General features: G+C 48.9%; 16 protein-coding genes. 9 read left to right on the plus strand and 7 right to left on the minus strand.

The window, feature by feature from the left end; all coding sequences use genetic code 11:
* Window positions 1-10: 10 nt before the first annotated feature.
* Window positions 11-2,011 carry an elongation factor G gene (locus GOM71_RS05550; RefSeq protein WP_253944720.1) on the minus strand — a complete coding sequence of 667 codons (2,001 nt, stop codon included), beginning with the start codon at window positions 2,009-2,011 and terminating at the stop codon, window positions 11-13.
* A 28-nt stretch (window positions 2,012-2,039) separates the two neighbouring features.
* A complete protein-coding gene (ybaK, locus tag GOM71_RS05555; RefSeq protein ID WP_367649474.1) occupies window positions 2,040-2,522 on the minus strand; it encodes a Cys-tRNA(Pro) deacylase in 483 nt (160 codons plus the stop codon).
* A 152-nt stretch (window positions 2,523-2,674) separates the two neighbouring features.
* Here ybaK and GOM71_RS05560 point away from each other — a divergent pair, with 152 nt between their 5' ends.
* The gene (locus GOM71_RS05560; protein WP_156278772.1) at window positions 2,675-3,088 is read left to right on the plus strand and encodes a VOC family protein; all 414 of its coding nucleotides are present in this window, start codon (window positions 2,675-2,677) and stop codon (window positions 3,086-3,088) included.
* Between the two features lie 153 nt (window positions 3,089-3,241).
* Complete coding sequence (gene greA / locus GOM71_RS05565) at window positions 3,242-3,712, plus strand: transcription elongation factor GreA (RefSeq protein WP_156278773.1); 471 nt, start codon at window positions 3,242-3,244, stop codon at window positions 3,710-3,712.
* 1,094 nt (window positions 3,713-4,806) lie between these two features.
* Here greA and GOM71_RS05570 read toward each other — a convergent pair.
* A complete protein-coding gene (locus GOM71_RS05570; RefSeq protein WP_156278774.1) occupies window positions 4,807-5,700 on the minus strand; it encodes a LysR family transcriptional regulator in 894 nt (297 codons plus the stop codon).
* Window positions 5,701-5,822: 122 nt separating this feature from the next.
* Here GOM71_RS05570 and GOM71_RS05575 point away from each other — a divergent pair, with 122 nt between their 5' ends.
* Entirely contained in the window at window positions 5,823-6,917 is a 1,095-nt protein-coding gene (locus GOM71_RS05575) for a branched-chain amino acid aminotransferase (RefSeq protein WP_156278775.1), read from the plus strand.
* Here the strand turns inward: GOM71_RS05575 and pdaA are convergent.
* Complete coding sequence (gene pdaA, locus GOM71_RS05580) at window positions 6,914-7,708, minus strand: delta-lactam-biosynthetic de-N-acetylase (protein WP_156278776.1); 795 nt, start codon at window positions 7,706-7,708, stop codon at window positions 6,914-6,916. The genes GOM71_RS05575 and pdaA overlap by 4 nt on opposite strands.
* Before the next feature lie 136 nt (window positions 7,709-7,844).
* Here pdaA and GOM71_RS05585 point away from each other — a divergent pair, with 136 nt between their 5' ends.
* Together GOM71_RS05585 and GOM71_RS05590 are read left to right on the plus strand one after the other, a co-directional pair.
* The gene (locus GOM71_RS05585) at window positions 7,845-8,300 is read left to right on the plus strand and encodes a MarR family winged helix-turn-helix transcriptional regulator (protein ID WP_156278777.1); all 456 of its coding nucleotides are present in this window, start codon (window positions 7,845-7,847) and stop codon (window positions 8,298-8,300) included.
* A gap of 8 nt (window positions 8,301-8,308) precedes the next feature.
* Window positions 8,309-9,532, plus strand: a complete 1,224-nt coding sequence (locus tag GOM71_RS05590; RefSeq protein WP_156278778.1) for an MFS transporter — start codon at window positions 8,309-8,311, stop codon at window positions 9,530-9,532.
* On the opposite strand, the gene GOM71_RS05595 is transcribed toward GOM71_RS05590, so the two are convergent.
* Both GOM71_RS05595 and GOM71_RS05600 read right to left on the minus strand, forming a co-directional pair.
* Window positions 9,522-11,528 carry a methyl-accepting chemotaxis protein gene (locus tag GOM71_RS05595; RefSeq protein ID WP_156278779.1) on the minus strand — a complete coding sequence of 669 codons (2,007 nt, stop codon included), beginning with the start codon at window positions 11,526-11,528 and terminating at the stop codon, window positions 9,522-9,524. The genes GOM71_RS05590 and GOM71_RS05595 overlap by 11 nt on opposite strands.
* 280 nt (window positions 11,529-11,808) lie before the next feature.
* Window positions 11,809-11,991, minus strand: coding sequence for a hypothetical protein (locus GOM71_RS05600; protein WP_156278780.1), 183 nt, complete (start codon window positions 11,989-11,991; stop codon window positions 11,809-11,811).
* A 111-nt stretch (window positions 11,992-12,102) separates the two neighbouring features.
* On the opposite strand from GOM71_RS05600, the gene GOM71_RS05605 reads away from it, so the two are divergent.
* From GOM71_RS05605 to GOM71_RS05620, 4 genes are all read left to right on the plus strand, one after another.
* A complete protein-coding gene (locus GOM71_RS05605; RefSeq protein WP_156278781.1) occupies window positions 12,103-12,429 on the plus strand; it encodes a helix-turn-helix domain-containing protein in 327 nt (108 codons plus the stop codon).
* A gap of 197 nt (window positions 12,430-12,626) precedes the next feature.
* Window positions 12,627-13,493, plus strand: coding sequence for a class I SAM-dependent methyltransferase (locus GOM71_RS05610; protein ID WP_156278782.1), 867 nt, complete (start codon window positions 12,627-12,629; stop codon window positions 13,491-13,493).
* The gene (locus tag GOM71_RS05615; protein WP_253944721.1) at window positions 13,493-14,251 is read left to right on the plus strand and encodes an RluA family pseudouridine synthase; all 759 of its coding nucleotides are present in this window, start codon (window positions 13,493-13,495) and stop codon (window positions 14,249-14,251) included. Before GOM71_RS05610 ends, GOM71_RS05615 begins: the two co-directional genes overlap by 1 nt.
* Before the next feature lie 49 nt (window positions 14,252-14,300).
* Window positions 14,301-15,530, plus strand: coding sequence for a CapA family protein (locus GOM71_RS05620; RefSeq protein ID WP_253944722.1), 1,230 nt, complete (start codon window positions 14,301-14,303; stop codon window positions 15,528-15,530).
* A gap of 54 nt (window positions 15,531-15,584) precedes the next feature.
* Here GOM71_RS05620 and GOM71_RS05625 read toward each other — a convergent pair whose 3' ends face one another.
* Window positions 15,585-15,989 carry a MarR family winged helix-turn-helix transcriptional regulator gene (locus GOM71_RS05625; RefSeq protein WP_156278949.1) on the minus strand — a complete coding sequence of 135 codons (405 nt, stop codon included), beginning with the start codon at window positions 15,987-15,989 and terminating at the stop codon, window positions 15,585-15,587.
* Window positions 15,990-16,073: the final 84 nt, after the last annotated feature.

The raw sequence follows: 16,073 nt of genomic DNA on the forward strand, positions 1-16,073 counted from the left end.
CCTTTTTTGTCTAACCGTTGTTAATGATTTCAGCGTGCATCAATGCTTCCGCTTCATCCCATCGAACGCTGAAACCTTTCCCCTTCGCGCAAAAAATGGACGTCGACGTATAGCCCGGATCGGCGTTTTTATCATACTTTTTCTCCGCAATGACGGCTTCAAACGGCTGGCAAAGCTGATAGCCGCTAAACGTTAGCGAAATGCTTCCCTTCCCTTTTGTGTAAGCGGCCAGCTCTGCGCTATATGCCATCATCGCCGCAACAGGAGCCTCTCCTCTCACGACCGCGAACTCGCCATCCATTTCCGGCGGCTCCATCGTTCCTCGAGCAAATTGTATATCGGCGAGCACTTTTCCGATTTGCTCCGTATGAACTTTGATTTGATACGCATAAAACGGCTCAAGAAGACGATTGTCCGCTTTCTCCAGCCCTTGCCGCAACGCTCGCAGCGCCGCTTCCCTGAAATCGCCGCCGCTAGTATGTTTGTTATGAGCCCGTCCTGTTATGAGGGTAACGACAATATCGGCAATCGGCGATCCCGTTAACAATCCGCGATGATCCTTCTCCATGAGATGCTGCTCAATCAAATGCTGATAGCCGATGTTTAAATCGTCTACATGGCATTCGTTTTTAAACGTAATCCCGCTGTTTCTCGGTCCTGGCTCAAGCTTCAAATGAACTTCCGCATAATGGCCCAAAGGCTCGAAATGACCGTACCCGTATGTTGGACTCATTATCGTTTCCTTATATAAAATTTCCGGCGCCCCAAAGGTCGCCGAGAATCCAAACCGGCTGCTTACAATTTGCTCCAGCACCTCAAGCTGGATCGCTCCCATGACATGAACAAGAAGCTCTTGCAGCGCTTCGTCCCAAACAACGCCAAGCGAAGGGTCCTCCGCTTCGAGCAGCCGAAAGCAGCGATTGGCCTCTTTCACCGAAACGGCTGGATCGACAAATACTTTCGCTTTAAGCGCAGGAACGAGCTCATATACCGAGCGTTCATGCTGCATATCGCCAAGTCCGTCTCCCGGAGCGGCCGCGGATATGCCGGTTAAAGCGACAAGCTGGCCGGCTTCCGCATAATCAATGGAACTAAACTTCTCTCCGCTATATATCCGTATCGACGTTACTTTTTCCGATCTTTTCTCTCCGCGATTGTCGATGAATTCGATCTCGTCCCGTACATTCAGCTTGCCTTGAAGCAGTTTTACGAATGTCAGACGCGTGCCCTGCAGCTCGTGGCGTATTTTGTATACCCGTGCGGCGAACCGATTTTCTCGCTTCGCTGCATATTCCGTTAGAGTCAGCAGCTCCATGTTAGCGATAAATTCAGCAATTCCCCGATCAAGCAATGCTGACCCGGACATGACCGGAAATAAGTTGCCGCGTTGCATCGATTGGAAGATGCTATGGATCGCCGATTCATTCGTCGTATTGCCTTCAAGGTAGCTTTCCAGCAGCGCATCATCCCGTTCTGCTGCAAAGGCAAGTACAGCTTCTGGGACACCGTCTGCCAAGTTGCCGAACAAATCAATGGCATCGGGAGTTAACGTTTTTCGAATTTGACCTAGAACGGCAGCCGGATCAGCGCCTTCGCGATCGACTTTATTGATAAAGAACAGTGTTGGTATACGCCGTTTGCGCAGCAGGCCCCACACCGTTTCCGTATGGCTCTCTATCCCTTCAACAGCGCTAATGATGATGACGGCGTAGTCCATCGCTTGCAGCGCTCGTTCCATTTCGGCAGAAAAGTCGACATGCCCCGGCGTATCCATGATTACGTACTCCGATTGCCCGCAGCGCATGACTGCTTGATCGGCAAAGATCGTAATGCCGCGCGCCCGCTCCAGCTCATGGCTGTCGAGAAAAGCGTCTTTGTGGTCGACTCTGCCGCGGCTCCGAATACTGCTTGTATGGTAAAGCAGCTGCTCGGCAAAAGTCGTTTTCCCCGCGTCAACATGTGCGAGCAAGCCGATCGTTTTGTACATTTTCATCTCTGTCTGAACGTTCATTAGCTGATCACTTCCCTAAACCATTCCGTTATTCAGATGCTTTGACAAGCGGCGCGAACTCCGCTGACACTTGCTCCGCAAGCATTGAAGGCACTAGCTCCATTTGCGTGCCTAACCTTCCGGCGCTCACAATTATCGTTTCCAGCGCAGCGGCACTGCTGTCGATATAAGTCGGATACAGCTTCTTCATCCCTACCGGCGAACAGCCGCCTCTAATATAGCCGGTCCATTTCAGCAGCTCTTTAACCGGCAGCATTTCGATCTTTTTCACGCCTGCCATTTTTGCCGCGGCCTTTAGATCAAGTTCTTCGGCAATAGGAATGACAAATATGTACAAGCTATTGCCGTGATGCGTGACGAGCGTTTTGAAAACCGCGCTTGGCGGCTTGCCGATTTTTTCTGCCACTGCGATTCCGTGAACTTCGCCGTTCTCATGATCAAATGTAAAAATGCGATAGCTGACTTGCGCTTTATCAAGCATGCGCATCGCATTCGTTTTCGTTTCCGCCACCTTGCACGACTCCTATCTTAAACTTGAATGCTCCGAAAAATGTTCAAGCGAGTATAATTCATAAATTTTCAACATTGCGCAATATTTGAAATACCGTATGGACATGCTACAATGATATCGTTAATGACATAATAATCCAAGGAGTGAGTTTGATGTCGCTGGATGTTTACTTGAATTTTAACGGAAATACGCGCGAAGCGGTGCTCTTTTATGCAGAAGTGTTCGGTACGGAACCACCGCAAATTATGACGTTTGGCGAAACGCCGCAAGATCCAAGCTACCCGCTTCCGGAAGAAGCGAAAAATTTGGTTATGCATACGAGACTCAACATTCTCGGCAGCAACGTCATGTTCTCCGACGTCTTCCCAGGTATGCCGTTTACTGCCGGCAACAACATCAGCCTCTCCGTCGTCAGCCAAAACTTGGAAGAAGTCCAGTCGCTGTTTCACAAGCTCAAAGAAGGCGGCAATATCCGCATGGAGCTGCAAGAAACGTTCTGGAGCAAATGTTATGGCAGCTTGACGGACAAATTCGGCATCGAATGGCAGTTCAACTTCGGCGAATAACCTTATTTATTAGTAAGACCAAACAAGCCCCGGTCAATCTGTGCAACGACGAAAGCTCGCTGCGCAGATCAAGCCCGCGGGCTTTTTTTTCGCATCCTGCGCCGTTTTAGTGTAATATAGTTTTATTACATCAATAGGAGCTGTTTGAACGATATGGCGAACGAAGAAGTAATTTTAACCGCTGAAGGCTTGGCCAAGCTGGAACAAGAGCTCGAAGAGCTTAAAACCGTCAAGCGTGCGGAGCTTGCGCAACGTCTGAAGGTAGCGATTAGCTACGGCGATTTGAAAGAAAACAGCGAATACCATTCCGCAAAAGACGATCAAGCGTTTATGGAAACCCGCATACAAACAATCGAGCGCATGCTGAAAAAAGCTCGTGTCGTCAGCAACTCGGATACATCAAAAGTACAAATTGGCTCCGTCGTCGTCCTGAACGATATCGAAATGGCGGAAAAAATCGAATACCGGCTGGTCGGCCCTGCTGAAGCAGACGTATTCGACAACAAAATCTCGTATGAAAGCCCGCTCGGCGTCGCCCTGATCGGCAAATCGGTAGGCGATACAATTAGCGTATCCGCTCCGGTAGGCGTCATCAAATATGAACTGCTGGAAATTAAAGCGTAACAGCTCAGCTAGCGAAAAAACCTGTCTTTTTGTAATGGAAGCCGTAGACTCCATTGCAAGGACAGGTTTTTTTGTGTCTGTTCAATGTTTGGACCGATGAGCGAAGTGACGTTCGCTCATAAAGAAATTGATTTCGCTAACTGTGATTAGCGAAGCCGCTTCGCAATTTTACGAAGCTATCTTCGTTATTTGTAAGGAATACGAAGAGTTATGTGCAGTTAGCGAATCGCTGTTCGCTAATAAGGAACTTCCGTTCTCCGTTAGCGAACAACGATTCGTTAATCGAGCTGCTCCAACCGTTCTCTGCAAAATTAGCGAATACTAGTTCCTTATAAAGCGAAGCAGGTTCGTTAACAATAGGTGTGCTATATGTACGCTGGATGGATATGTGTGTTTGAGTAACTTTGAGTAATTCCGTTAATCGAGCAATGTGAGTAATGTGAGCAATTCGAGCAATTTGAGTAATGTGAGCAATTCGAGCATTTTGAGTAATCCGAGTAATTTGAGTAATGTGAGCAATTCGAGCATTTTGAGCAATTTGAGTAATGTGAGCAATTCGAGCATTTTGAGTAATCCGAGTAATTTAAGTAACTTTCGAGTAGCTTGAGTACTTTTGTTTCCTTGGTCCTTTCAAATCCAAATTTGCGAAGCCGCTTCGCAATTTTACGAAGCTATCTTCGTTATTTGTAAGGAATACAAAGAGTTATGTGCAGTTAGCGAATCGCTGTTCGCTGATAAGGAACTTCCGTTCTCCGTTAGTGAACAGCGATTCGTTAGTGGAGCAGCTCCAACCGTTTCTCTGCAAATTAGCGAATATTAGTTCTTTAAAAAGCGAAACAGGTTCGTTAAGAGACGTGTTAGAGGTATGAGGAAATTCCAATGGCTAATTATGGAACCCAGAACGTAGCGGTAGTGGGCTGAATGATTCCGGAGAAGCGAAGCGTTCGCTTTTGTTCTCGGACTCCTTCCTTTGACAAAATCTCATTCATCGAGTTCGAGAACAATGGCGATCGGAGGAACATTCAGACTGCGCATTGGACCGATTCCACTATTGGTAGTCGGTATTCATAATGGTTTCCCCACACCATTCCCCGCTATCCCTGCTTGAACATATCAATAAAGTAGCGAGCGCTGTTCGACAGATAGCGATCCTTCAACCACAGTATGCCGACTTCCGATTGAAAATCAGCGTCCGCAATCGTCAGCATGCGGATCGTCGAAAGCGGGAACGACGCCATAACCGATTTCGGAAAAACGGTAGCGCCGATACCGGCAGCCACAAGCGCCATAATGATGGCGACGCTGGAGCATTCGCAAATCACTTTAGGCTCAAAGCCGTGCGCCCTTGCTTCGATCATTACCTGATGGTGCATCCCGGTCGTCCGATCGGTTTTGAGCGAAAGAAACGGAAGATCCGCCAGCTCCCTCATATTCATCGTCGTCTTTGCCGGGTCTGGAACCCACTGTGCGGGCAAAACTGCAACAAAGGGATCCGACGGCAGTGGTAAAACAGACAGCGGCTCCATGTCCGGCGAAGGCTCGAACGGCAGCCTGGCAACGATCAACTCAATGTTTCGCCGCTCCAGCTCATACCCGAGAAGGTAATGATCGCCCTCAGCAATTTTAAAAGTGACTTGCGGATACAGCTTGCGAAACCGTTCAATCGCCGGCGGCAGCAGCGAGATACAAGAAACAACAGCGCCAAGCGCCAGCACTCCCCTAACGCCGGCGTCAAGCTCCTTGACTTCCTTAATATTTTCTCCAAATTGATGCAGCAGCTCCTCCGACTTTTGACGCAACAGCTCTCCGGCGTGAGTGAGTGTTAATCCGCGACCGCTGCGGTCGAACAACGTCACGCCAAGCTCTTGCTCCATTAGCTTCAGCTGTCTGCTTAGCGGCGGCTGCTCCATATTTAATGCTTTGGCTGCCCTCGTTATTTGGCCTTCTTTGGCAATTGCTAGAAAGTATCGCAGCTGGCGTAAGTCCATCCTGCTCCCCATCCTTTACCTATACCCGCAAGGTATGAACATTAGATAAAACTGATACTTTAAATATACCTGCTGTAATGGTACGATTCAACTAAGTATCTAATGAGGAGCTGTGTAACGAGATGAATACGAGCATACGCGTTGAATTGTCGAACAATAAAAAAACGAAGCCAGCCGTATCCGAGCTTGGCTTCGGCAAATATTATACGGACCATATGTTCATTATGGATTACGATGCATCGATTGGCTGGCATGACGCTCGCGTCGTTCCCTATCAGCCGATTACGCTCGATCCTGCGGCAAAAGTTTTCCACTACGGTCAAACCGTATTTGAAGGTCTGAAGGCATACAAAACTGCGGACGGAAAAATCAGATTGTTCCGCCCGAGCAAAAATTTCGAGCGGTTGAACCGCTCCAACGAACGTCTTAGCATTCCGCATCTTGACGAGGAGCTTGCGCTTGAAGCATTGAAACAACTTATTCTCGCCGATCAAGATTGGATTCCGACGGCTGAAGGCACTTCGCTCTACATTCGTCCATATATCATTGCGACCGAAGCAGCGCTTGGCGTTTCCCCTTCCAAGCAATACAAATTTATGATCATTATGTCGCCGGTAGGTTCTTATTACGCTGAGGGCATTCATCCGGTTAAAATTTTCGTCGAATCCGAATACGTTCGCGCAGTTAAAGGCGGCGTCGGCAACGCGAAAACAGCAGGCAACTACGCAGCGGGTCTGAAAGCGCAAGAGAACGCTGCAGCTCAAGGCAGCTCGCAGGTTTTGTGGCTTGACGGCGTGCACCGCAAATTTATCGAAGAAGTGGGCAGCATGAATGTGTTCTTCAATCTGAACGGCACCATTGTCACGCCTGCGCTGAACGGCAGCATTCTGGACGGCATTACGCGCGATTCCATCATCGGACTGATCAAGCATTGGAACATTCCGCTTGAAGAACGCGCATTGTCGATCGACGAGCTTGTTGAAGCGCACAGCAACGGCACGCTTATTGAAGCGTTTGGTACTGGCACAGCTGCCGTTATTTCACCGATTGGCGAATTAATGTGGCTTGGCAGAAAGCTGTCGATCAACAACGGCGAGACCGGAGAGCTTTCCGCCAAGCTGTATGACACGCTGACTGGCATCCAAACCGGCAAAATCGAAGATCCGTTTGGCTGGATGGTTATACTTGAGAATGAGGATGTTGCTAATCGCGCTTAAGCGCCGTAGCTTTTTGTAACCATTTGATCCAAGCTTTTAAATTGATAGCCTTGTCTTTTGGCCTCCTCGATAATTGCGCCTAACGCGCCGGCATTATCCTTCGATACCGTATGCAGCAGGATGACTGCTCCGGGATGAAGCTGTTTAATGACCTGCTCGAAGGCGTACGAGGGGCCTTTTTGGCTATTGACGTCCCAATCTTTGTAAGCGACGGACCAGAACACATTCGTATACCCCGACGCTTTGCTCACCGCAAGCACATGATCGTTGAAAATTCCTCTAGGCGGACGCAAATAATCCATCGCCTGCTGTCCGGTTAAAGCGGTTACTTGCGCCTTCACCTTTTCCAGTTCGGAACGAATTTGCTCAGCGGACAGCTGCGACATATCCGGATGGCTCCAGGAATGATTGCCGACAAGATGACCTTCCGCCGCCATTCGTTTCACTAGCTCAGGCTGGTCCTTCACATAATGCCCGGTAACGAAAAACACAGCCGGCACTCCCTTTTCTTTAAGCACATCCAATACTTGAGCGGTATAACCGTTCTCATATCCGTTATCGAACGTTAAATAAAGCTCCTTCTGTGCGGTATTGCCTAAAAAAATCGCGCCGTGTTTTACGACGATGTCTTTAAAGCCCTCTTCGTTTATGGACGGAAGCTGGCCGCCGACGCTTTTTTTAAAGCCAAAGTGAAACACGCCCGCCGCTCCGTAAGAGGTTTGAGCAAATAATACAAATGCTAACAACGCTAAGGCTACCGACCATCTTTTTGTTACTTTCATTGTTCCCATATCCCCTTTTGCTCAATGATTTCTCTTACTTTTCCCAACGAAAAGCGAATGTATGAAGCGGCGGAAGCTATTGACAAAACTCGTTGCTTTGAATATAGTTGTTAAAGCAACTATATATAAATCAGGATGTGATGCAATGCGCAAATTAGGCTTGGACGATTCCATCGGATTTATGCTAGGCATCGCCCATCGCAAATTATCGCTGTTGTTTATGATGCGAATGAAGCAATACGATATTACGCCGGAGCAATGGTCGGTATTGTACCGAATTCGCGAGCAGGACGGCATGATCCAGAAGGATATTGGCGACCGCGCCGGCAAGGATAAGCCGACAACGACTCGAATACTCGACACTTTGGAGGCTAAAGGATACATTACGAAGCAATTAGGCAAAAACGACCGCCGGTCTTTTCATGTCTACATTACGGAACAAGGCATAAAAGCCGCTGATGAAATCGCCTTAATTGAATATCAGGTCGTTTCCGATATGTCGGAAGTGCTTGCTCCCGACGAGTATGAGCACCTGGCTCAACTGCTCATCAAAATCAGCGACCACACGACAGCATGGATTGAAAAAGAAAAGGAGCAGTGAACTTCATCATGGTCAGACATCAAGAGAAACTTTGGACAAAAGATTTTATAGTGCTTACACTCAGCTATCTGCTGCTGTTTTTAAGCTTGCAAATGCTGTTATCTCCCTTTCCGGCTTATGCGAAAGAACAGTTTCATCCCGGCAATTTTACGCTTAGCCTCGTAACGAGCCTCTTCGCCCTGGCCGCTATTGCGACTCGCTTTGCGACAGCTCCGATGCTAAGAATCGTGAGCCGCAATACGATTTTATATTTCGGCCTGGCGCTTGCTTCCGCAAGCACGCTGCTATACCCGCATGCCGACTCGATGGCTCAGCTGTTGATTTTGCGCACCTTGTTCGGTATTGGCTTCGGGATGACAAGCACCGTACTGCCAACGCTTGTCTCTCAAATCATTCCCTCTCAACGCATTGGCGAAGGCATCGGTTATTTCGGCTTGTCAACCAGCATTGCAATGTCAGTCGGCCCAATGATCGGTTTGTCCGTCATCCAGGAGTACGGATTCTCAACGTTGTCCGCTATGGGTACCGTTGCCGCATTCGCCATTATTCCGCTTTTGTTGTTTACTCGCAGCATACCTTCGCAGCCTGCTGCTCCTGTTGCTGCAAGCGATACAGCACAGACGAATAGTAAAAAGCCTGCTATGGGCAGAATGCTCCTGCCTGCTTTGCTTAATATGCTGATGTCGATATCGTATGGCGGTCTCCTTGGCTTCCTCGCCCTGTACGGTCAAGAGAAGCATCTAGATCAGATCGGGTTGTTCTTCCTGTTTCTAGCCTTCACAGTGCTCATCGTACGCCCGATATCCGGCAAAATCTTTGACCGCAAAGGTCCAGCTCCGGTTCTCATCCCAGGAGCACTGATCGTCATTGCCAGCATGCTTATTTTGTCCTACGCCGACTCGATGCTGCTCGTCATCATTTCTGCGCTGCTGTACGGATTCGGATTCGGCGCTATTCAGCCGACAACGCAAGCCTGGATGCTTCGTGAAGCTTCGCCAGAGCGGCACGGGATGGCGAACAGCCTCTATTACAATTCGATTGATTTAGGCGTTGCACTCGGCTCCATGCTGCTTGGACTCGTCGCTGCCGCAACCAGCTATTCCGTTATGTATCGCTGCGCTGCAGGCGTCCTTGGCCTGTTTCTCGTTATTGTTCTCATCCAGCAAGCTGCGGAACATAAAAAAAGCAGCGGACAATCCGCTGCTCCTGCTCAAACTCAAGCTATGTCGTAAACTTCATCAGCTGTCCATGCAAGTTGGCGGACAACGACTCGAGCTGCTTCGACAGCTCGTACAGCTCGCCGCTTATGGACAGCTGTTCTTTTGTGAGCGAGGCCACTTCCATCGAAGCGGCCGCGGACTGCTCCGATACGGCGCTCACATTGCTGATTGTAAGAACCAGAAACTTTTGCATTTCGCCGAGTTGATGAATGGACGACGTAGAACTGGAAATCTCTTGCATCACCTGGTTCATCTGGTTCTCCATATGGCTGAATGTGCTTGCGGCTGTGTTTACTGCGCTGCTTTGCTCCTGAAGCAGCGGAGCTACAGATTGAAGCTCTGCTATGGTCGCTTCCATTTCCTGCTCGATCTGATTTGTCATATCGCTGACCGTGACGATCGATTGCTTCGACTGTTCAGCCAATTGACGGATTTCTTCCGCTACAACCATAAAGCCCTTGCCGGCAGCGCCGGATCTTGCCGCTTCAATAGAAGCGTTTAATGACAATATGTTCGTTTGGCGGGCAATGGCATTCATCACGTCAAGCAGCTTGCGAATGGAAGCGGTGCTGTTTTTCAACTGGTGAATACGTGTCAACAGCTGATGCGATTTTTGAGCGGTTTCATCCGTAAGCCCAACTAGCGTAACCATTTGCGTTGCCGCTTCCCGGCTAGCCGATTGGAATCGATCGGAAGATACGTTCAGTCCCTCATTTGTTGATGCAACTTCCTCCATCGTATTGCGAATAGTGTCTACGCTCTCCATCCCCTTTTCCGCCTCATGGGCAAGCTGCATTGCCCCGTTTGCAATTTGACCTGTCGCATCGTCAATATGCTGGGACGAGTGGCGCATCGTCCGCGATACTTCAATCAATCGCTCGGCACGATCCGTAACTTGGCGAGCCGAATCGTTCGTTTCATTAACCAAGCTGCCGATTTGCTGCATCATCCGGTTAAAGCTTCCGCCAAGCCGAGCGATCTCATCATTGCCTTTATTCGCTGCCCGGACAGTAAGGTTGCCGTTCTCCGCTTCCTTCATCAAACCGAATATTACCGCAAGCGGCCTAGCGACCAATCGAACGAGGTAATAACCGATAAGTACGGCAACGAACGCTGCCAAGCCGCACATCGCAAAGGTGAGAATTAGTATCGTATTCGTTCGCGTCAGCAATTGCTTCGTCAAGCTCGTCCCTTCAAGCGTCCAGCCCGTTACAGCGGAAGGCTGTCTAACGACTAATTGGCCGCTCGTATGCGCCGGACCTGCCGCACCGATTTCCAATGCAGCATCCGAGCTGTATACGACTTTCTCGTCAGCAGTCAAAATCGTCATGCTGCCGCCCTCGCCAAAGTTCAATTTGGAAAAGGTTTCGCTCAGAAGCTTGACCGGAAATTCCATAATGATAATATATTCCGAGTCGCGCTGTTTCATATTTTTTAGCAAACGGGCTACTGCAAAGCTTGGTTCGCTGGCGAATCCGAAAAGCCCTTTCGCTTTCGTTGCAATAAATACGACTTCTCCATCCGCTTTAAGCACTTGCTCCAAATCTGCTTTTATCGCATCGTTCATATCGGCTGAACTGGCGCCGGACGATGAAATGATTCGCGATTTATTCAAGCTTTTCGGAATGAGCCGCAGTGAGCCGATGGACGGATTCGAGGCACGAACGCTGTCCAGCTTGCCGCGAATGTTCGTTTCCATCGCAACCTTCTCATACGTGCCAGTGCTCGAACTGTTAATATTGTTGAACTGAGCTTGCAGCTCTTTATCAATCAGCATCTGCCTCGTCAAACCCGTAAAGCTCGAGAGCGTTGCATCCATTTTGTCCGCAGCCATTCCCAGCGTTTGCTGCTGCGCTTGCGATACTTCATCTTTAATGATTTGTTTGGAAAGTGAATACGACACGACTCCAAGCACCGATACGAGCAAAACTATGCCGATAAATGTAATAAGAAATAATTTAGTACCGATTGATCTTTGTCGATTGTTCCTAGCATTCAACTTTACCATCACCGCTCAACTCCCCGTAAATAGTCAGCACATATGTAAGCGCTTTAAGTCATTCATTTCTATTACAAATATTACATCTAGTAAAACGTTTGCACAAGTATTTATTAAAAATCGACGAATATATGGTATAAAATTGTCATATCGGCTTGTTTTCGACAGCAGCTACTTACAATTTGCGCATACGTTTGCACATCGCGATTGTAACCAACGACTTTTTTTTCAACAAAAAGACGATGCACATTTAACAGCTGCATCGCCATTTGCTGAACCTCATCCTATTTTAAAGCTTGTCCAATCGGTACACATAGCCGCAAAACTTGCATTTGAACAACAAGCCGTCTTCTCCGATCATGTAGGTCATACGATCGTCATCCTCCAGCTCGATGTATTCTCTGCCGTTCTCATCGCGGTCTCCAGTGGCAAAAAAAGCAGTGCGATTGCCGCACTCGCATTCAAAACTCATTACCATAGCTGCTTTCCTCGCTTCCTTTTCCAATAATGCTTGACAATGATACAAAACGTATCATACATTACTAATAGTGGTTGTCATTAATGATGTAAGGAGCTATTCCAAATGACGATGGGAGAACGATTAAGGGAACTTCGCGTCCAACGCAACTTATCACAGGAAACTGTGGCCCGAATTATCGGCATCACTCGTTCTGCGTACAGCCACTACGAGATCAACAACCGGCAGCCTGTCTACGACACCCTGATCAAGCTTGCCGCCTTCTTTCACGTAACGATCGACTATATTATTGAAGGCGACGCATCAGGCTCCGACTTCCGGAAGGCTTCCTCGGACACGCTTGAAATCGTTAGGCTGCTGGAACAAATGGATCACGACAAGCGCAAGCAATCCATCGGTAAAATGATGGACCTGATCCGCGAGGCTGAATAACCGTAATCGCCTTTTGATACGGTTATTCAGCCGTTTTTTAATGCGATCTTCAAGCCTTCAACCCCTCGTTCAGACCCTCCCGCCTTTTTCTCGAACAAAATCACTCCTTCCAATTGCTTCAACCAGCTTGCTTCGCTATAATTATTGGATGACTTTATTATATTACAAATTTCGCTATAAGGAAGGATTGCTATACGATGTATGTTGCAGATAAATGGACAGACTATGAGGTAATCGACACTGGCGCGGGAGACAAGCTAGAGCGTTGGGGAGCGTATACGCTTCGCCGCCCGGACCCGCAAATCATTTGGCCGATTGCAAATGAAACCGGATTATGGAAAAATGCGGACGGACACTACCACCGCAGCTCCTCAGGCGGCGGACAATGGCAGTTCAAGACGAGCTTGCCTGAACGTTGGACGATTGCGTATGGCGATTTGAAATTCCACATCAAACCGACCAATTTCAAGCATACCGGCTTGTTCCCTGAGCAAGCGGTCAATTGGAGCTGGATGATGGATAAAATCAAGAGCGCTAATCGCCCGATTCGCGTCCTTAATTTGTTTGCTTATTCCGGAGGCGCTACTGTCGCAGCCGCTTCCGCAGGCGCTGAGGTTGTCCACGTCGACGCAGCAAAAGGCATGGTGCAATGGGCCAAAGAAAACGCCCAGCTGTCCGGCCTCGAAAATGCGCCGATCCGCTATATTACAGACGATGTGTTCAAATTCGTGCAGCGCGAGCAGCGTCGCGGCAGACAGTACGATGCGATTATTATGGACCCTCCGTCCTATGGTCGCGGAACGAACGGCGAAACGTGGAAGCTGGAAGACAATTTGTATCCGTTCCTCGAATTTTGCACGACGATTTTGTCCGATAATCCGTTGTTCCTTCTCATTAACTCCTATACAACAGGTTTATCGCAATCGGTTCTGCACAATCTGCTTCATATGACGATGCACAAAAAATACGGCGGCCAAATCAATTGCGGTGAAATCGGTCTTCCGATTACTGCATCAGGCCTTCATTTGCCTTGCGGCATCCTTGGCCGCTGGGAGTCGAACTAATGGCTTCCTTACGTGAGGGTATGCCTGCAATCAAAGTGCTTTACGAGGACAATCATATGATTGCCGTCGTAAAGCCTCCCGGCATACCCTCGCAAGAGGATGAAACCGGCGATCCCGACATGCTCACGCTAATCAAAGAGGATCTGAAGGAACGGCATAACAAGCCGGGCAACGTATTTCTCGGCTTGGTTCACCGGCTCGACCGCCAAGTGGGCGGAGCCATGGTATTCGCCAAAACGTCCAAAGGCGCTTCCCGGCTTTCGGAGTCAGTGCGAAACCGCTCCTTCGGCAAAAGCTATATATGCGTCGTTCACGGCGCTCCGGCTTCAAAGTCCGGCAGACTGCGCCATTTCATCCGAAAGGATGCCAAACGCAATCAGGTTACAGTCTACGATACTCCGGCACAGGATGCGAAAGAAGCGATTCTGGACTACGAGGTCGTTGCAAATCACGGCGGATTCTCGCTTGTCGCTGTAGAACTTCATACTGGAAGACCGCATCAAATTCGGGCGCAAATGGCCAAAATCGGCTGTCCGCTCGTCGCAGACCGCAAATACGGCGCGCCGGCAACAGCTAAAGTGAGCGACCCTGCTTTATGGTCTACGTCCGTTTCGGTGCCGCATCCGGTTACCAAAGACAGAATCGTCTTCCGTTCCCTTCCTGACGGCTCGCCGGTATGGAGCTGGTGGACACAGTTGCAGTTGGAATCAGCGGCAAATCTGTTTGTAAAGGAAGGTTCGTCCCCCGATGCGCCTTAAACGCAAAAAAAGAAAGCATTTGATCATTAATTTCATACTCTTGCTGTTCTTGGCAGCAGGAGTATTGTTTCTTATATGCTCAACATGGCGCGATGACGTTTCTACAGAAGCAAAGAAGCCGCTTACGGCCGCAAGCGAGTTGCCTGAACCTTCTCTCCTGTCCCTTTCTCCCGATATTCCGTCTGTCGCACCTACAGAAACCGCAACTGCCACGGAAACGCCTATTCCAGATCCGCCCTATGTCGAAGCGGCATGGATGGCTGTCGGCGATATTATGATGCACCGCCCGCAAGTGCCAGGCGCTTATGACAAATCGACGAAGACGTATGACTTTACTTCTTATTTTACGGAAGTAAAGCCAATTCTTGCGGAAGGCGATTGGGTAATCGCCAATTTGGAAACGCCTGTTGCCGGGGCGGCTTACGGCTATACCGGCTATCCGAGCTTCAACGCTCCCGTTGCGCTGCTGACGGCGCTTGAGGACGCAGGATTTAACATGCTGACAACAGCTAACAATCATGCGCTCGATAAAGGCGAGAAAGGGCTCCTTCGAACGCTGAACAATTTAAAAAAATTCAAGTTCGCCGTTAAAGGCACAGCCGCCACGCAAAAAGAAGCCGAACAATCGGTCATCGTCGCGCATAATGGCATCAAAATGGGATTGCTGTCTTATACATACGGCACGAACGGCATTGCGCTTCCCAAAGGCAAACCGTTTATGGTCGCCATGATCGACGAGGATAAAATCGTTAAAGATATACAAAAAACGAAAGACGATGGAGCCGATTTCGTTACGGTTGCTCTCCATTTCGGAACCGAGTATCAAACGCAGCCGAATAAAGAGCAGAAACAGCTGGCTCGAAGACTGGTCGCTGCGGGCGCCGATATCATCGCCGGTTCCCATCCGCATGTCATCCAACCCTACGAAGTGCTGGAGACCGTCGATGATGACGGAAGCGAAAGAAAAGGTCTTATTATTTATTCCATGGGCAATTTTATTTCCAACCAGCGTGACGACACGAAAGATTACGGCATTATTTATAAAGTACTTATCCGTAAAAACAAAGCCGACGGCAGTATCGAGCTGGGCGATATCGAGACGATACCGACATGGGTTCATCGCTATCAGCCTGATAGCAATTACCGTTACCGTATACTTCCGATCGAACAGACGCTTGCGGCAGCGACGACGGACGAACTGCTCTCCAAAGCCGATTACTCGAATATGGCCCGGACGCTTGAGGAGCTTCGCGAACGGCTGCAATCGATGCTTAAATAATAAAAGCACAGCTAAAGGGCAATTATACAAGCCCTGGCTGTGCTTTTTTACAATTTAAGCGTTTGCGACCTTGCCAAGCAAATAGACGAGCAGCTGCTGGTTATGAGCAGAGATTCGGTCGAGCGACTCGACGATTAGCTTGTTTCGTACTTCCTTCCCCCGCTCCGCTTCCGCTTTGCCTTTATCGGAAACAGACACCCATACGATTCGCCGGTCATTCTCGTCTCTTGTGCGCACAATCAATTCGTTGCGCTCCATCCGGTCCAGCAGCGTCGTAATCGCTGCCGGGGTCGTTGAAAGATGCTGAAGCAAATCCGAAGGCTTCATCGGTTCGAATTGCAGCAGCAACTCGAGCACATTAAGCTGCCCCTCAGTCAAAGGCGCCAAACCTTCCTCCAAGCTCATTTTCCACTCACGCGTCAACTTCGTCCATAATCGAGTGAATTCATCAGAAACCATACCGACACCCGCTTCCTGTCCGATTTTCTCCATGTTCCTAATTATACCATTAGACATTGTCGAATTAAAGATTAACCCAATTAA

This window comes from Paenibacillus sp. NEAU-GSW1 (assembly GCF_009737085.1).
In the GTDB taxonomy this organism is placed as follows: domain Bacteria; phylum Bacillota; class Bacilli; order Paenibacillales; family Paenibacillaceae; genus Pristimantibacillus.